Below are 19078 nucleotides of genomic sequence, written 5' to 3' on the forward strand. Positions count from 1 at the left end.
CCTGATGGGCAAGTGGTCACCGCTGGTCGCGGTGTGTCTGGGGGCGTTCATGCTGCTTGTGGACATCACCATCGTGACGGTCGCACTGCCGGACATGGCGCACGACCTGAACGCGTCGTTCACGGGTCTGCAATGGGTGCTGGACGCCTACGCGCTCGCTTTGGCGGCGTTGGTACTCGGCTCGGGGTCGGTCGCCGACCACATCGGCCGGAGACGGGTGTACCTGATCGGTCTCGTCGTGTTCGCGGTCGCGTCGCTCGCGTGTGGGGTCGCGCCGAACGTCGAGATCCTGATCATCGCGCGAATCGTGCAGGGCGTCGGCGGCGCGGCGATGCTGGCCACCACGATGGCCCTGATCAACGTGACGTACCACGGCAAGGATCGGGCGGTCGCGCTCGGCCTGTGGGGAGCCGTCATCGGCATCGCGGCCTCGGCCGGCCCGGTTCTGGGCGGCCTGTTCACCGAGTACGTGCACTGGCGCGGGATCTTCCTGGTCAACCTGCCGATCAGCGTGATCGCCATCTGGATGACCATGCGTGCCGTCGGTGAGTCCAAGAATCCGCACGCCAGCGGGGTGGACTTGCCCGGCGTCGTCGCGTTCACGGCGTCCGCGGGCGCGATCACGTACGGCCTGATCCAGGCCGGTGAGGACGGCTGGGGTGCCGCGGGCACGCTCGGCTGGCTCATCGCCGGCGCGGCCGCGCTGGTCGTGTTCGTCGTGATCGAGATCCGCAGCGACCACTCGATGCTGGATCTCGCGCTGTTCCGCCGTCCGGCGTTCACGGTCATCCTGCTGGCCGCGCTGGCCATGTCGTTCGCCGCGTTCGCCTACGGCCCGTTCACGTCGATCTGGCTGCAGAACGTGCTGCACATGAAGCCGCTGCCGGCCGGTCTGGCCCTGCTGCCGATGAGTGTGGCGTCGTTCCTGGTGGCGGGCACGGTCGGCCGGCACCTGCACTCGGTCGCGGCCCGGTTGACGGTCGGGTTCGGCCTGGTCGTCATCGGTGTCGGCGCGTTGCTGCTGCACACCGGGTCGAGTTGGGTCGCGGTCCTGCCCGGTCTGGCCGTCACCGGCCTCGGGGTCGGGGTGACCGGCCAGGCGCTGCCGGGCGCGATGATGGCCACGGTCCCGCCGCACCGGGCGGGGATGGCGTCGGGCGCGCTGAACACGTTCCGCCAGTTGGGTTTCGCGCTCGGCGTCGCGGTTCTCGGCACGGTCGTCCGCGGCGGGTCGAGTTTCGACAACGGACTCGAATCGTCCTATGTGGTCGCCGGTGTGGTCGGCGTCGTCGTCGGGGTGATCGCGTTGTTGTTCCTGCGGTCACGCGATTCCGTCGACCAGGCCAAGCCGCAGCAGGTCCTGGGGGCGGAGGTGTAGCTGGTCGGCGAGCCGCGGCACCGACTCGGGCGGGAGCTTGAGGATGGCGGCCGCGGCACTCGGCCCGATCACCGAGAAGTAACTGTCCGGCGTGATCCACGTCCGGCCGGCACCGGCGAGGGCGAGCGCCCCGCCGGAGCCGCCTTCGCCGATCACGAGCGTGGTCACCGGGATCCTGGCCGCGGCCACCGCGGCGAACACGGCTGAGATGGCTGCGGCCAGCCCGGCGGCCTCGGCAGTCGAGTCGTTGGCCGCGCCCGGGGTGTCGACCAGCGTGAGAACCGGGATGCCGAGTCGGTCGGCCATGGTGATCACCCGGGCGGCGGTCCGGTAGCCGGCCGGTCGGGTCGCGGTGCCGGCCTGGGCGGCGAACGCGACGGATCGCCCGGCGCGGCGGCCGATCCCGCACAGCATCCCGGGATCGACGCCGCCCACCCGGTCGCCGCCGACCAGGGCGTAACTGTCGAAATAGGACTCAAGGTACGCCGGGGCGTGCGGTCGGTCCGGGCCGCGGGCCTGTTCGACCGCCGTCCAGCCGTTCGCCGGAAGTTCTTGACCGCCAAGCGATTTCGGTACGTCGGCCGGCTCGGTCGACGTACCTGTCAGCAGCACCAGCCAGGTCGCCAGCGCCGCCGGGACGTCCTGCGGCGCCATCACCGTGTCAATCAGCCCGGCGGCGAACTGGCCTTCGGCGGTGAACGCGGCATGGTCGGCCTCGACGCGTACCCGCCGTCCGCCGAAGGCCACCTGGGCGCCGGAAACACCGATGATGACGTCGGCGCCAGCACCCAGCGACGCCCACACGCCGCCAGTCGTGGGATCACGAAGGACGGCGATGTGCGGAATCCCAGCTTCCCGGTTCAGCTGGCACTCGTGCGCGACGCGTTGCAGTTGCTTGAGTGAGAACAAGCCTTCCTGCATGCGACTGCCACCCGTGGCCACCAGCGAGACGACCGGAATGCCCGCTGAGCGCGCGGACGAGAAGGCGGTCACGAGTCGGTCGCCGGTGGCAGTGCCGACGGATCCGCCGAGGAACCGGAAGTCGAACTCGACCACCATCGTGTCGACGCCGCCGATGACCGTCCGCTCGTACGTCACCGATTCCGGTTTCCCGGTCAGGTCCCGCGCCCGCCGGTGTGCCTCGGCGTAGCCCGCCCAGCCCAGCGGGTCAGGCGGTGAGGGCACGCTTGGTCACCTTGCCCATCTCGTTGCGGGGCAAGGAATCCAGGAACCGGACGACCCGCGGCCGCTTGTGCGGGGTCAACAGCCGGGCCACGTGGTCGACCAGGTCCTCGGCGGCCGGTCGGGCGCCGGGCGCGGCCACGACCCAGGCCACGATCCGTTCGCCCAGGTCGTCGTCGGGCTCGCCGGTCACCGCGACCTCCAGCACGTCCGGGTGTTCCAGCAGGACGTTCTCGATCTCGCCGGCGCCGATCTTGTAGCCGCCGCTCTTGATCAGGTCCGTGGCGCGCCGGCCGACGATCCGGACGTAGCCGTCCGGGTCCAGGGTGGCCACGTCGCCGGTTCGGAACCAGCCGTCCCGGAACGCCGCCGCGGTCGCGTCCGGCCGGTTCAGGTACTCCAGGAACAGGTTCGGCCCGCGCACCTCGATCTCGCCGACCTCACCGGCACCGACCGGATCGCCCTGCTCGTCCACGATCCGCACGGACACGCCGTCGACAGGTGGCCCGACGGCGCCGGGTCGCCGCTCGCCACTGGCGCGGACACTGCAGTTCATCAACGTCTCGGACATCCCGTAGCGTTCGACGATCCGCTGGCCGGTCGCCCGCGCGATCCGTTCGTGGTCGCTCGCGGGCAACGCCGCCGAACCGGACACCAGCAGCCGGGCCCGGCCGAACGCCGAAGCCAGCTCCGCGTCCTGTTCCACGTCCGCGGCGAGCCGGTGGTACATCGTGGGAACGCCGAACATCATCGTCGCCCCGGAAGCGAACTCGGCGGCGATGTCCGCCGAGGAGAACCGGGTGAGGTGCCGGACCGAGCCACCCCGGCGAAGCGGCCCGACTACGCCGACAATCAGACCGTGCACGTGGAACAGCGGCAACGCGTGCACGAGTACGTCGGCCGCGGTCCACTCCCACGCGACCGCCAGCGCGTCCAAATTGGACACAACGGCCCGGCGGGGCAGGACGACCCCTTTGGGCGGCCCGGTGGTGCCGGAGGTGTAGACGACGAACGCCGGGTCCTCGTCGCCGACGGGAATGTCCGGCAACGCGACGGCGGCGCCGAGGTCGACCGACAGCCGCGGCACGCCGACGTCCGGGCCGCCCAGCAGGAGATCGGGCGAACTGTCCGACAGGATGTGCTCCAGTTCCCGAGTCCCCACCTTGGGGTTGATCGGGATCACCGGCACCCCGGCGACCAGCGCGCCGAGGGCCGCCACGACTGTCTCAGGTGTCGGCGTGGCCCAGACAGCCACGCGTTTCCTGCCGATGACCTGGGCGGCGACACCGCCCGCGACACCGGCCAACTCGCCGTAGGTCAGTGCCGTGGAGCCGAACCGCAGGGCTGGGCGTTCGTTGCCCGTGACCAATTCGCTGAACACTCGCCCATTGTCGACGGTTCTCGCGGCCGGCGCGGCATGAAGGACCTCACATCAGGGTGTCCTCGGAGTACCGCCACAGCCGCTCCGCGTTCTCCGGGTCGAGCGCGTACGTGGCCACGCCGACACGCGTGCCGGGCTGGTTGGGTCCGGCTTCGTTGCAGTCCTCGAAGTACCTCCCGCTGACGCCGTTGAGCAGCGGAGACGCGGCCAGCAGCACGGACGTGGCCGCGCCCTGTTCCGGCGACTTCCAGAAGACGTCGGCGAACTGGGCCCGTAGCCGCTCGATGTCCGCGGGGTCGATGTGCCGCTGGAGGTTGGTCTGGATCGCACCCGGCATCAGGGCGTTCGCGACGATGCCGTCGTCCGCCCACCGCCTGGTCGCCTCGACCGCCAGCAGGACGTTCGCGGTCTTCGACTGGCCGTACGCCTGCCAAGGCTCGTACGGGCGGTTGGCGTAGTGGACGTCGTCGAACACCACAGGCGAACGCAGGTGTCCAGAGGAGCTGACGGACACGACGCGGGCGCCGTTCGCGGCGGCCAGCGCGGCGTGCAGGCCGGTGGTGAGGGTGAAGTGCCCGAAGTGGTTGGTGGCGAACTGCAGTTCCCAGCCCGCCGGCGTCCGGGTCTCCGGCGTGGCCATCACCCCGGCGTTGTTCACAAGAATGTGCAGCGGGCCGGTCCAGTCCTGGACGAAGGCCTTGACCGACGCCTGGTCGGCGAGGTCGAGCGCGGCGACAAGCACCCGGGTGTTGCCCGTGGTGGCGACGATGTCCTCGGCGGTCCGCTTGCCCGCGTCGACGTTGCGGACGGCCAGCGTGACCTCGGCGCCCGCGCTCGCGAGCGCACGGGCGGTCTCGACGCCGATGCCGGACGCGGCGCCGGTGACGACGGAGCGCTTGCCGGAGAGGTCAACGCCAGCGATGACCTCAGCGGCTGTGGATTCCTGGGTGAACGAGGTGGTGACAGTCATGTCGTGGTCATTCCCTACAGCCGGTACGATGTAAACGGAGGATCCTCCGCTAGGATCCAAGTTAACCGGAGGACCCTCCGTTTAGCAAGTGAGCCGCACCACGAAGGAGGACACGTGTCGGCACCCAAACCGCTGCGCGCCGACGCCCAGCGCAACCGCGACCGTCTGGTGGAAGCGGCCGTGCGCGCGTTCTCCGAAGAAAACGCCGACGTGACACTCGAAGCGATCGCCAAGGCCGCGGGTGTCGGCATCGGCACGCTCTACCGCCACTTCCCGACCCGCGAAGCCCTCGTCGAAGCCGCGTACCGCAACGAGCTGGCGAAACTGTGCGACGTGGTCCCCGACCTCCTGCGCGCCAAACCCGCCGACGAAGCCCTGCGCACCTGGCTCGACCACTTCATCGACTACATGGCGACCAAGAAGGACATGGGCGACGCGCTCAAAGCCGTGATCGCCTCCGGCGGAAACCCGTTCGAACACAGCCGCGCCAAACTCGAAGGAGCCATCACCGCCCTGCTCACCGCGGCCGTCGAAGCCGGCAGCCTCCGCGCCGACGTGCAGCCGTGGGACGTGCTGGCCAGCGCGAGCGGGGTCTCCCTGGTGGTAGGCGAAACCGGCCAGCGAGAACTCGCCGGCCGGATGCTGGATCTACTGATGGACGGACTCCGCTACCGTGCCGGGCGATGAGGCCCGTTTCCTTGTCCTGCACGACTACGGCATGGGCGGCGTGTGGTGGTGGATCCGCGCACGGTCAGCGCGCCAGATCCGGGAGACGTTCGCCGAAGTGGAAGTCGTCACGGAGGCGGACGCGATCGAGTTGGCCGGCCAGTGGAACCTGGACGAAGTCGACATCGACGCGCCGGTGATGCCGGCCGTGCTCACCGAGCTCCGTGCTCAACGGGAGGCCCAGCGCACCCATCCCGACTTCGCCGCACTGGCCGGCCGGACCATCCTCTACCTGCGGATCCAATGGGACGGCGACGACCCGGCGGACTACCTGACGGAGGTCGGCAACGACGGTCGGCGACTCCGGCAGGTCGAGGTGTCACCGGACGGAACCGAGCTGAAGACCGATCCTGACGACTGGGCGTTCAATCCACCCGCGGTGGATCTGTTCGACCCCGACCTGGTCGGCAAAGAGATCAGCCAGGAAGAGTTCGAGGCCGCGTGGCGGCGCGCCCGCCACGACGACACCTGACAAAGCCCGTCCGCCGAAAGGCGACCCGAAACTGTCAGACCCCCGCGCTAACGTGGAAATTGGGGGACCCCCAGGCGGGGACGCCCGTCGCGGCGTGGCATGGCGGTCGGGGCGGGGAGCGGACGGGCAGTGGGGCCGTTGGGAGCTACCGGATGAGCAGGCCGAGGTGGGGTTCGAGTTCGCGGAGCAGGGCCGCTTTGGGGCGGGCGCCGACGATCTGGTGCACCACTTCGCCGTTCACGTAAAGGTTGAGTGTGGGCATCGCCATCACTCGCGCGTTGGCGGCGGTCTTCGGGCAGTTGTCGACGTCCACCTTCACGACTTCGAGGTCCGCTGCGTACTCAGCGGCGATCTGGGCCAGGACGGGTTCGAGCATCCGGCACGGTGGGCACCAGGTCGCCCAGAAGTCGACGAGTACCGGCCGGTCGGCGTTCGCGATGTGGGCGGCGAACGTCTCGTCAGTCAACGAGAGCATGGGCGAGTCCTCTCCGGGACGGTGGCGAGTTGGGCGGCGAGCCGGTCGCGGATCTGGCTCAGCCGGGCGATGCCGTTGTCGAGTTCGGCCAGCTTTCGGCGGTACACGGCGATCGCGGCGGGGCACACGTCGCCCGCGGCGTGGCCGGCCCGCAGGCATTCCACGAACGGCCGGGTCTCCTCCAGGGCGAACCCGATGTCGAGCAGGGACCTGATCTCCTGCACGAGACGCAGGTCGCTCTCGTCGTACTCCCGGTGGCCGTTCGCGGCCCGCTTGGCCGCCAGCAGCCCCTGCGCCTCGTAGTACCGCAGGGAGCGGGGGCTGGTGCCGGCGCGTTTGGCCAGCTCTCCGATCCGCATCATGCCTTCGACGGTATGCCTTGACACCGGCGTCAAGTCCAGGAACACACCTCGTACGCTTGGTTGCGTGCTCGTACTCGCCCTGGACACGGCCACTCCCGCGGTCACCGCCGGTGTCGTCGAACTCGCCCCGCACGGTGCCGTGGAGACGCTGGCCAGCCGGGTGACGGTGGACGCGCGGGCGCACGGCGAGCTGCTGACCCCGCACACCCAGGAGGCCTTGGCTGAGGCCAACGTCACGTACGCGGATCTGGACGCGATCGTCTGCGGTTCCGGTCCTGGCCCGTTCACCGGGCTGCGGGCCGGGATGGTCACGGCCGGTGCGCTGGGTCAGGCGCTCGGCCGGCCCGTGTATCCGGTGTCGACGTTGGACGCGATCGCCGCGGAAGTGGTGGCGCACCGGTTGCTCGTGGTCACCGACGCGCGGCGCAAGGAGGTCTACTGGGCTCGCTACGTGGACGGCCGTCGGGTGGACGGCCCGAACGTGGACAAGCCGGCTGCCGTGGACACCGATGTGGACATGATCGTGGGTGCCGAACTGCTCGCCGAGCCGGTCGCGGAGCCGCGCTATCCGAGCCCGGCCGGGTTGGTCCGGGCCGCGTCGGCGATGCTGCTCGGCGAGGTCGCGCCGCCTCCGCTGACCCCGTTGTACCTGCGTCGCCCGGACGCGGTGGAGCCCGGCGAACGCAAGCGGGTGAGCCGGGCATGACCGTGCGGGTGCAGCCGCTGCGCCGCGAGGACCTCGGCCGATGTGCCGAGCTGGAGAAGGTGCTGTTCCCCGGCGAGGATCCGTGGAGCGAGCAGTCGTTCCGGTCCGAGCTGGCGGCCGGCGGCTACTACCTGGGCGCGTTCGCCGAGGACCTGCTTGTCGGTTACGCCGGGTTGGCGCTGCTCGGGCGGCCTGGCGCGTACGAGGCGGAAGTGCACACGATCGGTGTCGATCCGCGGTGGCAGGGCAAGGGTGTCGGCAAGGCGCTGCTCGAAGGTCTGCTGGCGCATGCGGATCAGGTGCACGCGCCGGTGTTCCTTGAGGTCCGTACCGACAACGCCGCCGCGATCGGCCTTTACGAGAAACACGGCTTCGAGCAGATCGGCATCCGCAGGCGCTACTACCGGCCGTCCGGCGCCGACGCGTACACGATGGCCCGGCCGAGGAGAACCAGTGACTGACAAGATCGTTCTCGGCATCGAGAGCTCGTGTGACGAGACCGGCGTGGGCATCGTCCGGCTGGCCGGCGACGGGAGCATGGAGCTGCTCGCCGACGAGGTGGCGTCCAGTGTGGACCAACACGCCCGGTTCGGTGGCGTGGTGCCCGAGGTGGCCAGCCGCGCGCACCTGGAAGCCATGGTGCCCACCATGTCCCGCGCGCTCACCGCGTCCGGCATCGCACTGTCCGATGTGGACGCGATCGCGGTGACGTGCGGCCCCGGCCTGGCCGGCGCGCTGCTCGTCGGTGTCGCCGCGGCCAAGGCGTACGCCGCCGCGCTCGACGTCCCGCTGTACGGCGTGAACCATCTGGCCGGGCACGTGGCCGCGGACACGTTGCAGCACGGGCCGTTGCCGGCGGAGTGCCTGGCGCTGCTGGTGTCCGGCGGGCACACACAGTTGCTGCGGATCGAGGACCTGGCCGGCAAGATCACCGAGATCGGGTCGACCATCGACGACGCCGCGGGCGAGGCGTACGACAAGGTCGCCCGGATCATCGGCCTGCCGTACCCGGGCGGCCCGCCGATCGACCGGGCCGCGGCGGACGGCGACCCCAAGGCCATCTCGTTCCCGCGTGGCCTGACCGGTCCACGGGACGCCAAGTTCGACTTCTCGTTCTCCGGCCTGAAGACCGCGGTCGCCCGGTGGGTCGAGGCCCGCGAACGGGACGGCGACGCCATCTCTGTGCCGGACGTCTGCGCGTCGTTCCAGGAGGCCGTGGTGGACGTGTTGACGGCCAAGGCGGTCCGGGCGGCGACCGAGTTCGGCATCGGCACGTTGGTGGTCTCCGGCGGCGTGGCGGCGAACTCGCGGCTCAAGGCGCTGGCCGCGCAGCGGTGTGCCGACGCGGGTGTCGAGCTGCGTGTGCCACGGCCCCGGCTGTGCACGGACAACGGCGCGATGATCGCGGCCCTGGGGGCGCACCTGGTGGCCGCCGGGGTCCGGCCATCGGCCATGGACCTGCCCACCGACCCTGGCCTGCCGGTCGACACCGTCTTCGTGTGAAAGACCTACCAATTGGGCCGATTGGACGTAGGTTATTGACGGCAGGCGCGCCGAGTCGCAGAGTATGCCCTGACTTCGTCGCCTTCCCTTGGGGAGACCGCAATGCGCCCTGCCCGTCTCCTGGCCATGGTGGCCGTCGCCAGCCTCGCGCTGGGCGCCGCCTCAGCCGTCGCCGAGCCACTCGGCAGCCAACGTCAACAGGCCTACACCGACGCCGGAATCGAGTTCGGCGTCCCCGCGAGCGTCCTGCTCGGGGTGTCCTATATGGAGTCCCGATGGGACGCCAACGCGGGCACGCCGAGCACAGCGGCGGGCTACGGCCCGATGCATCTCACCGACGTGACCACCGCCAACGCCGGCGGCTCGAAGTTCGAGGCAGCCGGCGGGGACGCACGCGGTGACGACGCCCGCCCGATGCTCGCCCCACCTGCGGCCGCCACTCCGGTCACGGCCGTCCCACAACTGCAAACCGTCGACCTCGCGGCCACGCTCACCGGCGCGGACAAAGCCACACTGCGCGCCGACCCGGCGCAGAACATCCGTGGTGGCGCGGCCCTGCTCGCCAAGTACCAGAAGGACCTCGGCATCGCGAGCACCAACCCGGCCGACTGGTACGGCGCGGTCGCCCGCTACAGCGGCTCGGACGACTCGACGACCGCGGCGTCCTTCGCCGACGACGTCTTCTCGACCATCACACAGGGTGTCGACCGCGTCACCGACGACGGCCAGCACGTCACCCTGCAGCCGGCCGCGGTCCAGCCGAACACCGCCCAGCTGGGCAAACTCGGCCTGCGCGGGAACGCACCCGGCGCCGAGTGCCCGGCGAACCTGGGCTGCGACTGGGTTCCCGCCGGATACGGGCAGTTCAAGAACACGTACGGCAACCACGACCTCGGCGACCGGCCGGCCAGCCAGAAGATCGACTACATCGTCATCCACGACACCGAGGGCCAGTGGGACGGCGTGCTCGACTCGATCAAGAAGATCGACAACCCGTCCAGCTGGCAGTACTCGATCCGGTCCAGCGACGGTCATGTCGCCCAGCACGTCCAGGCGAAGGACGTGGCCTGGCAGGCCGGCAACTGGTACGTGAACTCGAAGTCGATCGGCATCGAGCACGAGGGCTTCGCCGCCGCCCAGGGCAAGTGGTACACCGAGTCGCTGTACCGCTCCTCGTCCCGGCTCGTTCGCTACCTGGCCGCGAAGTACCAGGTCCCGTTGAACCGCCAGCACATCATCGGCCACGACAACGTGCCCGGCATCACGCCGCCGCTGGTCCATCTGATGCACTGGGACCCGGGTCCCTACTGGGACTGGACGCACTACTTCGACCTGCTGGGCGCCCCGGTCCGGCCGACCGGCAACAGCTTCACCGGCATGGTCACCATCCGGCCCGACTACGACACCAACCAGCCGGCGTTCACCGGCTGCACGGTGTCCGGTGACGGCAAGCCGTGTGTGCCGCACGGATCGGGCTCGGTCATCCTGCACACCGAGCCGCGCCAGGACGCGCCGTTGCTCCTCGACGCCGGCCTGCATACGGACGGCGGTCCAACCACGATGGACGTCTCCGACCACGGCAGCCGGGTGGAGACCGGACAGCAGTACGCGGTGGCCGACCAGAGCGGCTCGTGGACGGCGATCTGGTACCTCGGCCAGAAGGGCTGGTTCTACAACCCGCACCACAGCGTGGGTCTCGGCGCGATGGGGCTTGTGGTCACGCCGAAGCCGGGCAAGGCGACCATCCCGGTCTACGGCCGCGCGTACCCCGAGGCGAGCGCGTATCCAGCCGGTGTGCCTGTGCAGGCCTTGGCTCCGCTGCAGTACACGTTCGCCGCGGGCCAGCGGTACGTGCTCGGCGGCCCGGCGCCCGCGGAGTACTACTACGCGGTGACGTTCGACACGCCCAGCCACACCGTGGTCAAGGGAACGACCAAGTACCTGGAGATCCAGTTCGGACACCGGGTGATGTTCGTCAACGCGGCGGACGTCAACATCTGGCCGTCGTTCCTCTGCGGCGCGTGACACGGATATGACAACGGCCCCCCGGCGCAGCCGGGGGGCCGTTTCGGTGCCCGCCGTCAGATGCCGGCGGCGCACCACTTCGAGCCGTGCTGGGACATGGACAGCGTGATGTTCTTGGTCTGGCTGCCCATCAGGACCTTGATGGCCGCGGCCGCGTAACTGCCCGACTCCCTGACGTCGACCAGCGTGGCCGTGGCCGAGGACGGCAGCTGGCCCATCGCGCTGGTCAGCTCCTTGGTCGCGTTCGAGTCGCAGGTCAGCCCGGAGATCTGGGACGTCGAGTGCGAGTTGATGATCGACACGGCGGTCTCCGCCAGCTCCCGCGCGGTGCCCGCCCCGCCGCCCGACGACCCGGAGCCGCCACCGCTGCTGCCCGTGCCCGTACCTGGCTTGGCGCCACCGCTGGCCTTGCCGCCACCCGGCAGGCCGCCGCTCGCCCCGGGGATGGCACCGCCGTCCGGTTTGCCGCTGTCCGCGGACTTGCTGGAATCGTCCTTGCCGGACAGCACAAGCACCAACACCAACGCGATGACCGCGGCCGCGGCGACACCCGCGAGGGTGACTATGAGTGCTGTGTTGGACTTGCGGGGCGGCTGTGGAAAACCCGGTGGCGGATAGCCGCCCTGCTGCGGTGGGTATCCCTGCTGTTGCTGGTAGCCGTACTGTGGACCCTGTTGATAGCTCATGTGGACAATCCCCCAGCTGATCTTTGTCAGTGTGGCCGGAGTGTAGCCAGCGGGCCGGACGGCCGCAGGATTTCCGCGAGGCTGGTGGGGGTCGTTGAAGCGTTGGCACTCGCGTGGGTAGAGTGCTAGTTGCACGGCACCAACACCGCCCCGACCCCCGCGACGGCGGGGTGGCAGGAGCCGCGTAGGTACCTGCCAACGCTTTCGACGACCGTGGAGGTCCCACCGGTGAGCGTGAACATCAAGCCGCTCGAGGACAAGATCGTTGTCCAGGCCAGCGAGGCCGAAGCCACGACGGCTTCCGGTCTGGTGATCCCGGACACCGCCAAGGAGAAGCCCCAGGAGGGCAAGGTTCTGGCCGTCGGGCCGGGCCGGATCGACGACAACGGCAACCGCGTCCCGCTGGACGTGAACGTCGGCGACGTCGTCATCTACTCCAAGTACGGCGGCACCGAGGTCAAGTACGACGGGGAGGAGTACCTGATCCTCTCCGCTCGCGACGTGCTGGCCGTCATCAACTGACGCCTTCCTATCGCCAGACGCCCCGGCGGCCCCTTTCCCGGGGCCATCGGGGCGTTTGTCATACAGAGAGGTTGTAAATGCCCAAGGAGATCAGCTTCGACGAGGACGCTCGTCGGGCGCTCGAGCGTGGGGTGAACAAGCTCGCGAACGCGGTCAGGGTGACCCTTGGCCCGCGCGGGCGGCACGTCGTGCTCGCCAAGAAGTTCGGCGGCCCCACCGTCACGCTGGACGGCGTCACCGTGGCTCGGGAGATCGAGCTCGACGACGCCCACGAGAACCTCGGCGCGCAGCTCGCCAAGAGCGTCGCCACCAAGACCAACGACGTCGCGGGGGACGGCACCACCACCGCGACCGTGCTCGCCCAGTCGCTGGTGCGGGTCGGCCTGCGCAACGTGGCGGCCGGCGCGAACCCGACGTCCCTCGGCAGGGGCATCCAGGCCGCGGTGGACAAGGTCATCGAGGTGCTGAAGGCCAGGGCCACCCCGATCAAGGGCCGCGACAACATCGCCCAGGTCGGCACGGTCACGTCCCGGGACAGCTCGATCGGCGCGCTGCTCGGCGAGGCGATCGAGAAGGTCGGCGAGGACGGCGTGATCACCGTGGAGGAGTCCTCCACGCTGGCCACCGAACTCGTCATCACCGAAGGTGTGCAGTTCGACAAGGGCTACATCTCGGCGCACTTCGCGACCAACCCCGAGGCGCAGGAAGCCGTCCTCGAGGACACGTACATCCTGCTGTTCCGCGAGAAGATCTCGGCGCTGAACGACCTGCTGCCGGTGCTGGAGAAGGTCGTGCAGGCCGGCAAGTCCCTGCTGATCGTGGCCGAGGACGTCGAGGGCGAGGCGCTGTCCACCCTGGTGGTCAACTCCGTGCGCAAGACGATCAAGGCCGTCGCGGTCAAGGCGCCGTATTTCGGCGACCGCCGCAAGGCGTTCCTGGACGACCTGGCGATCGTCACCGGCGGCCAGGTGATCTCCAGCGAGATCGGCATGAAGCTGTCCGAGGCCGGCCTGGACGTGCTGGGCTCGGCCCGTCGCGTGGTGATCACCAAGGACGAGACCACGCTGGTCGAGGGCCGCGGTGCCAAGGCCGACGTGCAGGCGCGGATCGAGCAGCTGCGCAAGGAGATCGAGGCGACCGACTCCGACTGGGACCGGGAGAAGCTGCAGGAGCGGCTGGCCAAGCTGGCCGGCGGCGTCGCGGTGATCAAGGTCGGCGCGGCCACCGAGACCGAGCTGGCCGAGCGCAAGCACCGGATCGAGGACGCGGTGGCGGCCACCAAGGCCGCCGTGGAAGAGGGCATCGTGCCCGGTGGCGGCAGCGCCCTCGTGCACGCGGCCAAGGAGCTCGAGGGCGACCTGGGGCTGACCGGCGACGAGGCGACCGGTGTCCGCATCGTCCGGGAGGCGCTCGCCGCCCCGCTGCACTGGATCGCCAGCAACGCCGGTGAAGAGGGTGCCGTCGTGGTCAACCGGGTCCGCCAGCAGGACTGGGGGAACGGCTTCAACGCGGCCAAGCTGACCTACGGCAACCTCGTCGCCGACGGTGTCGTCGACCCGGTGAAGGTCACCCGCTCGGCGGTGTCCAACGCCGCGTCGATCGCTCGGATGGTGCTCACCACCGAGAGCTCGATCGTGGAGAAGAAGGAAGACGCTCCGCCGGCCGGCCACGGGCATGGCCACGGGCACGGCCACTGAGCCGTCTCGACCTGAAGTCGGCCCTCGTGAGCCTCGCTCACGAGGGCCGACCCATGTCATGCGCTGGTCACCGCCAACGTGCGCTTGCGCGACTTGATGATGTTGTCTCGTTCGGATTCTGAGAGCCCGCCCCAGATCCCGTACGGCTCGTGCACCGCGAGCGCGTGTTTCCGGCAGTGCTCCAGGACCGGACAGGCGTGGCAGATCGCCTTCGCCCGCGCCTCCCGCCTGTTGCGTGCCGGTCCCCGCTCGCCGTCCGGGTGGAAGAAGAAGGCGCTGTCCATGCCGCGACAGGTACCTTCGAGCTGCCAGTCCCACACGTCCGCATTGGGGCCGGGAAGCCTGCGTGTGTCCGCCATCGTGGCCTGCCTCCTCTGTGATGAGGACGTCAGTACTCCATTCGGTCCAACGATGGCGACAGTAGAACCGCGCCAATACTTGTTCAAGGGTGATCACCTACAGATCACCCAATCCAGTAACCGGCCCATTACGCACAGCACAGAGTGACAGCGGTTCGGCGCACGGTAGCGATCGGCTGGCCAAGCGCCGGTCCGGTTGCCGGCCGGAGCGTCCGACCCGACGATGAGGGCGTGGCGACGGGGCCGGAATCCACGCTCGACGGCATACCCCGGCAGGGGGAGGTGCCCGAGCCGGCGTTGCCCGTGGCGGCGGTGGCCAGACGGCTCGGCGTCGCCCCCGCGACCCTCCGGACCTGGGACCGCCGTTACGGCCTTGGACCGCGAGATCACATGACCGGCTGCCATCGCCGGTACAGCCCGGACGACATCGCCCGCCTTGAGCTCATGCAGCGCGCTTTGGTCCGTGGGGCGTCGCCCGCCGAGGCCGCCGAGTACGCCTTGAAGGCCCACGGGAACGTCCGGGAGGCACCGCCCCGCCCGGTCGGTGTTCCGGGCAGCACGGTGCTCGCCAAGGGCCTGGGACGGGCCGTGCTGGCGATGGACGCGGCGACTGTGCAGCGGCTGCTGGCCGACGCGATCGCCACCGATGGGGTGATCACCTGCTGGGACCATGTGGTACGGCCCGTGTTCGCCGCGGTCGCCGGCCGGTGGGCGCACTCGGGCGAGTCCATCGAGGTGGAGCACTTGCTGCACGAATGCGTCCTGGCCGCGATGATCACGGCGACTCCGCTGCTGGGGCCGACGCACAACACACGGCCGGTACTACTGTCGTGCGCGCCAGAGGAGAGACACAGCTTGCCGCTGTACGTACTGCGTGCCGCATTGGCGCGCCGGGAGGTTGGAACCCAGATGCTTGGCGCGGCGCTTCCCGCCACCGCGCTGGGCGCGGCCGTACGGCGGATAGGGCCCGCAGCGGTGGTGCTCTGGGCCCAGTTGCCGCGTTACGGCGACCCCTCGGTGTTCGACGCGGTGTTGGCCAACGCGGAGATCCCGACGTTCGGCTGCGGTCCTGGCTGGGCCGCGGTCCTGCCGGGACACGTCGAACGGCTGGACGCCCTCGGCGACGCTGTGGACCGGCTGGAGGCGGTGGCGATTGGTGTCTGACGAGTTCCGTACCGCCGCATTCGGCGACCGCCCGGACATGACCCCGCGGACCCCGCGGACCCCGCGGGACCAATGGCTGACCGCGGTCGTCCTGGGCGGCCAGGGGCGGTACGCGGCCGCGTCGGCGTTCCTCACCACTTTGCTCAAGCATCCGGATCCGGTCCTGGCCTCGCTGGCGGCGTCGACGCTCGGCTCGCACCGCCGCCAGGTCGGCGGGCACGCCGTCGCCCGGCGGTTGGACGCGGCGGCATTGGCCCGGCTCACTGACGGGTCCGGCGACGGCGACCGGGACGGCGTCGACCTCCTGGGCGCCAGGTCCGACGCGCTGCTCGGCCTCGCGGCGGACGCGCTGGGGGTCGGGCGGCTGTCGACCGCGCGCCGGTTCATCGCGGTCGCGGACGGCCTGGGCGACGTCGGCTGGCGGGGCCAGGTGCGGCTGCGGTGGGTCCGGGCCGAGGTGGAACTCGCCAGCGGGCAGCCGGAGGTCGCCCGGCCGAACGCGGAAGCCGCACTTCGGCGGGCTCGGGCCGCGGGGGCCGCCCGGCACGTCGCCAAGTCGGAGATGGTCCTGTCCGCGGCACTCGCCGCGGGCGGCGGTGTCACGGAACGTGTCCAAGCGGCGGACCTCGCGGCCGGGGTGGTGGACCGGGCCATTGAGCTGGGATTGTTGCCGCTGGTGTGGCCTTGCTCACTTTTGCTTGTCGATCTGGATCCGGGCCGGGCGGACGAACACCGGCGGCGGGCGGCCGGCGCCCTGCACTGTGTGTTACGACGGAGCGACCCGATCGCGCGACGCCTGGCCGCGTCCTCTCCGTGGATCCCGAACACGCTGGTGGTACCGGGGGAACTCGGGCAGGCGGGCATCCGGGCGAACTCGTTCACAGAATTACCACCAGATCGTGTCAAGGTGGGGGCGGAAGCGTCCGATAGGGGAGGTGGAACGTCACTCGGCTGCAGGAAGGAGTCCCCGTGACGACGGTCTTGATCTGCGACGACCGCCGCAGCGTGCGGGAAGGTCTCACCCGCGTAATGTCTGCGGTACCCGGGGTCAGTCGCATCGACTGCGTAGCGCACGGTGACGAGTTGCTCGCCCGTTTCTCCCGCCAGCCGGTGGACGTCGTACTGGTTGGTACCCAGCGCGCCGTGCCAACCGGAGTGGAAGCGACCCGGCGGCTCGTCTCGGCCAACCCGCAGGCCAACGTCATCGTGTTCGGCGCGCCGGACGACGCGGGCAGCATCGCCGCCGCGATCGCCGGTGGCGCCCGCGGCTATCTGCGCTGGGACGCGTCCCGGCCGGAGCTGGTGGCCGCGCTCGCACACACCCTGGCCAGCACGTCCGTGCCGGCGCCCCGTCAGCCGTCCGACCCGGGTGTCCAGCTCACCGACCGCGAGCTGCAGGTGCTGCGCGGGATGAGCCAGGGCAAGAGCAACGGCCAGATCGGCCGCGAGCTCTACCTGTCCGAGGACACCGTGAAGACCCACGCCCGCCGGCTGTTCCGCAAGCTCGGTGTGCGGGACCGTGCCCAAGCTGTTGCGCACGGGTTCCGCAGGGGGCTGGTTTCCTAGCCGCCGAGCGGGAAGTATCTAGCAGGTGCCAACGGCCCGGGGGATGCGCCTTCGGGCCGTTACACATGTGTCAGCGGGCGTATCGGTCACGATTGGTCGGATCCGACTACTACACCCCATCCGGCGGTTAGTCCGGTTGGGTGTGACCGGTACGGTGGAGAAGCTGTCACCGTGACGGGGGATACTCCGCGCACGGAGACAGTCACTGTCGGATGCCTACGAGTAACGCCAAGGCTGTTGTCTGCGATGACGAATTTGGGGGACGGACTGGACGCTTCAGTGAGCGCTGCCGTCGAGGGCGACCCTCGAGCGGTTGGTCGCGTATTGGAGTCCATACGTCCCCTCGTGGTGCGGTACTGCCGCGCTCGGGTCGGTAGGCAGGAACGTTCCTTCGCTTCGGCGGACGACGTCGCTCAGGAGGTGTGCCTCGCGGTACTCACGGCCTTGCCGAGTTACCGCGACCAGGGACGACCATTCCTGGCCTTCGTGTACGGCATTGCCGCGCACAAGGTGGCAGACGCTCATCGTGCGGCGGCACGTAACCGTTCGGAGCCGGTGGCCGACGTACCTGACGAACCGGAGACCGACGCGGGTCCGGAACAACGAGCGATGCAGGGCGAACTGACCAGGCGCATGAAGCAACTGCTGGACGTCCTGCCTGACAAACAGCGCGAGATCGTGGTGCTACGGGTCGTGGTGGGCCTGTCCGCGGAGGAGACCGCCGAGGCGGTCGGTTCGACTCCAGGGGCGGTCCGGGTCGCGCAGCACCGTGCCTTGCAACGGCTACGTAAGACTCTGTCAGCGGAGGAGGTGGTCTGAATGGCCGACCGGCACGAAAGTGACGGCAGAGAGTCACCCGAGTCGCCGCAGGCCGGCCGATCGGGTGAACTTCATCCGATCACCTCGGGCGCGACGTCCACGGAACGTGACGATACCCACGTTCCGGCCGAAAATGAATACTTCTCGGCACTTGACCTTGCCGACATGGGCGAGGACCTCGGCGGCGAACCTGAGGACATGGCCCAGATCCGGTCCGACGACGCGTTGCTCGACGCGCTCGCGGCCCAGGTCAACGGCGCACTGGGGACGAACGGCCGGCACCCGGACACCATGTCCGGCGTGGTGGATTTCGACGACGAGCAGCTGAACGCGCTGCTGCTCGCCTGGCGGCAGGACGTGGACAGCGTCCCCGTGCCCGTGATGGTGGACACCACCGCCGCGGTGGCGACCGTCACGGCCGCCAAGTCGGCGCGGAGACGTAGACCTCGGATGCTCGTGCCGGTGGCCGCGGCCGCCGCAGTGCTCGTGGGAGTGTTCGCAGGCGTGGGGATAGCTGCGCGGGATGCCCAACCGGGTGACGCGCTCTGGGGTTTGAGCAAGGTCCTCTACGCAGATCACGCACGGTCGGTCGAAGCCGCCCAGTCCGTGCGCTCCGACTTGAACGACGCCCAGCAGGCACTGCAGCAAGGCAAGATCGACGCGGCCAAGGACGCGCTGCAGGCCGCGAGCTCGCAGCTGCCGGCCGTCTCCAGCGAGGACGGCAAGGACGCGCTGCAGGCCAAGCACGAGTCGCTGATGCAGCAGCTGAGCGGCACCACCGGCCCGATCGTGCCGACCACCCTGCCGGCCCAGCGGTCCGACTCCTCCAGGGCGGAGCAGCCCCAGACGCCGACGCCGTCGACATCCACGCAGGCGCCGAGCTCCGAGAAGCCTTCGTCGCAGCCCCCGTCGTCCACCAGCTCCGCGCCGTCGAGCGCGGTACAGCCGCCCAGCTCCTCCTCGGAGCCGTCCGCCGGCAGCGGGCCGCCGCGCAGCGACAGCCCGGGATCCGGTGGCGGCGGTGGCGGCGTCTCCGGCCAGTCCACCGACACGAACCAGACCAACCAGCCGTCCGGCACGTGAGC

At 70.0% G+C, this 19078-nt stretch carries 21 protein-coding genes; 14 read left to right on the forward strand and 7 right to left on the reverse strand.

What is annotated here, in order from left to right:
- Positions 1-4: 4 nt before the first annotated feature.
- Positions 5-1378, forward strand: a complete 1374-nt coding sequence (locus EV192_RS05885; RefSeq protein ID WP_132111789.1) for a DHA2 family efflux MFS transporter permease subunit — start codon at positions 5-7, stop codon at positions 1376-1378.
- On the opposite strand, the gene EV192_RS05890 is transcribed toward EV192_RS05885, so the two are convergent.
- From EV192_RS05890 to EV192_RS05900, 3 genes are read right to left on the reverse strand one after another with little or no spacing between them, the layout of a single operon-like run.
- Positions 1322-2563, reverse strand: coding sequence for a carboxyl transferase domain-containing protein (locus tag EV192_RS05890; protein ID WP_132111791.1), 1242 nt, complete (start codon positions 2561-2563; stop codon positions 1322-1324). The genes EV192_RS05885 and EV192_RS05890 overlap by 57 nt on opposite strands.
- Positions 2547-3941, reverse strand: coding sequence for an acyl-CoA synthetase (locus EV192_RS05895; protein ID WP_132111793.1), 1395 nt, complete (start codon positions 3939-3941; stop codon positions 2547-2549). The genes EV192_RS05890 and EV192_RS05895 overlap by 17 nt, the downstream gene beginning before the upstream one ends.
- A 46-nt stretch (positions 3942-3987) precedes the next feature.
- Positions 3988-4911 (reverse strand): SDR family NAD(P)-dependent oxidoreductase, encoded by a 924-nt coding sequence (locus EV192_RS05900; RefSeq protein WP_132111795.1) that lies wholly within the window; start codon positions 4909-4911, stop codon positions 3988-3990.
- A gap of 114 nt (positions 4912-5025) precedes the next feature.
- Between EV192_RS05900 and EV192_RS05905 the strand changes: the two genes are divergently transcribed.
- Positions 5026-5598 (forward strand): TetR/AcrR family transcriptional regulator, encoded by a 573-nt coding sequence (locus EV192_RS05905; RefSeq protein WP_132111797.1) that lies wholly within the window; start codon positions 5026-5028, stop codon positions 5596-5598.
- Positions 5585-6109, forward strand: a complete 525-nt coding sequence (locus tag EV192_RS05910) for a hypothetical protein (protein WP_207925892.1) — start codon at positions 5585-5587, stop codon at positions 6107-6109. The genes EV192_RS05905 and EV192_RS05910 overlap by 14 nt, the downstream gene beginning before the upstream one ends.
- 145 nt (positions 6110-6254) lie before the next feature.
- Here the strand turns inward: EV192_RS05910 and trxA are convergent, their stop codons facing one another.
- Together trxA and EV192_RS05920 are read right to left on the reverse strand one after the other, a co-directional pair.
- On the reverse strand, positions 6255-6584 hold the full coding sequence (gene trxA / locus EV192_RS05915; RefSeq protein ID WP_132111799.1) for a thioredoxin: 330 nt from the start codon (positions 6582-6584) through the stop codon (positions 6255-6257).
- Complete coding sequence (locus EV192_RS05920; RefSeq protein ID WP_132113058.1) at positions 6572-6943, reverse strand: MerR family transcriptional regulator; 372 nt, start codon at positions 6941-6943, stop codon at positions 6572-6574. The genes trxA and EV192_RS05920 overlap by 13 nt, the downstream gene beginning before the upstream one ends.
- Before the next feature lie 67 nt (positions 6944-7010).
- On the opposite strand from EV192_RS05920, the gene tsaB reads away from it, so the two are divergent.
- The 4 genes from tsaB (at position 7011) to EV192_RS05940 (ending at position 11180) form a co-directional block, all read left to right on the forward strand.
- A complete protein-coding gene (tsaB, locus tag EV192_RS05925; RefSeq protein WP_132111801.1) occupies positions 7011-7652 on the forward strand; it encodes a tRNA (adenosine(37)-N6)-threonylcarbamoyltransferase complex dimerization subunit type 1 TsaB in 642 nt (213 codons plus the stop codon).
- Complete coding sequence (gene rimI, locus EV192_RS54600; protein ID WP_424923338.1) at positions 7649-8113, forward strand: ribosomal protein S18-alanine N-acetyltransferase; 465 nt, start codon at positions 7649-7651, stop codon at positions 8111-8113. Before tsaB ends, rimI begins: the two co-directional genes overlap by 4 nt.
- Complete coding sequence (tsaD, locus tag EV192_RS05935) at positions 8106-9155, forward strand: tRNA (adenosine(37)-N6)-threonylcarbamoyltransferase complex transferase subunit TsaD (protein ID WP_132111803.1); 1050 nt, start codon at positions 8106-8108, stop codon at positions 9153-9155. Before rimI ends, tsaD begins: the two co-directional genes overlap by 8 nt.
- Positions 9156-9257: 102 nt before the next feature.
- Positions 9258-11180, forward strand: coding sequence for an N-acetylmuramoyl-L-alanine amidase (locus EV192_RS05940; protein WP_132111805.1), 1923 nt, complete (start codon positions 9258-9260; stop codon positions 11178-11180).
- Between the two features lie 56 nt (positions 11181-11236).
- On the opposite strand, the gene EV192_RS05945 is transcribed toward EV192_RS05940, so the two are convergent.
- The gene (locus tag EV192_RS05945; protein ID WP_132111807.1) at positions 11237-11866 is read right to left on the reverse strand and encodes a hypothetical protein; all 630 of its coding nucleotides are present in this window, start codon (positions 11864-11866) and stop codon (positions 11237-11239) included.
- A 228-nt stretch (positions 11867-12094) separates the two neighbouring features.
- On the opposite strand from EV192_RS05945, the gene groES reads away from it, so the two are divergent.
- Both groES and groL read left to right on the forward strand, forming a co-directional pair.
- On the forward strand, positions 12095-12388 hold the full coding sequence (groES, locus tag EV192_RS05950) for a co-chaperone GroES (RefSeq protein ID WP_132111809.1): 294 nt from the start codon (positions 12095-12097) through the stop codon (positions 12386-12388).
- A gap of 77 nt (positions 12389-12465) precedes the next feature.
- Positions 12466-14085 (forward strand): chaperonin GroEL, encoded by a 1620-nt coding sequence (groL, locus tag EV192_RS05955; protein ID WP_132111811.1) that lies wholly within the window; start codon positions 12466-12468, stop codon positions 14083-14085.
- A gap of 56 nt (positions 14086-14141) precedes the next feature.
- Here groL and EV192_RS05960 read toward each other — a convergent pair whose 3' ends face one another.
- Entirely contained in the window at positions 14142-14444 is a 303-nt protein-coding gene (locus EV192_RS05960) for a WhiB family transcriptional regulator (RefSeq protein WP_132111813.1), read from the reverse strand.
- Between the two features lie 231 nt (positions 14445-14675).
- Between EV192_RS05960 and EV192_RS05965 the strand changes: the two genes are divergently transcribed.
- The 5 genes from EV192_RS05965 (at position 14676) to EV192_RS05985 (ending at position 19076) form a co-directional block, all read left to right on the forward strand.
- Positions 14676-15608 (forward strand): MerR family transcriptional regulator, encoded by a 933-nt coding sequence (locus EV192_RS05965; RefSeq protein WP_341770842.1) that lies wholly within the window; start codon positions 14676-14678, stop codon positions 15606-15608.
- Entirely contained in the window at positions 15601-16581 is a 981-nt protein-coding gene (locus EV192_RS05970; RefSeq protein WP_207925893.1) for a hypothetical protein, read from the forward strand. Before EV192_RS05965 ends, EV192_RS05970 begins: the two co-directional genes overlap by 8 nt.
- Positions 16578-17174: a response regulator transcription factor gene (locus tag EV192_RS05975; RefSeq protein ID WP_018682728.1), complete on the forward strand. Its 597-nt coding sequence runs from the start codon at positions 16578-16580 to the stop codon at positions 17172-17174. Before EV192_RS05970 ends, EV192_RS05975 begins: the two co-directional genes overlap by 4 nt.
- Before the next feature lie 246 nt (positions 17175-17420).
- On the forward strand, positions 17421-17993 hold the full coding sequence (locus EV192_RS05980) for a sigma-70 family RNA polymerase sigma factor (RefSeq protein ID WP_132111815.1): 573 nt from the start codon (positions 17421-17423) through the stop codon (positions 17991-17993).
- The gene (locus EV192_RS05985) at positions 17994-19076 is read left to right on the forward strand and encodes an anti-sigma-D factor RsdA (protein ID WP_132111817.1); all 1083 of its coding nucleotides are present in this window, start codon (positions 17994-17996) and stop codon (positions 19074-19076) included.
- Positions 19077-19078: the final 2 nt, after the last annotated feature.

The organism is Actinocrispum wychmicini (genome assembly GCF_004345645.1).
GTDB lineage: Bacteria > Actinomycetota > Actinomycetes > Mycobacteriales > Pseudonocardiaceae > Kibdelosporangium > Kibdelosporangium wychmicini.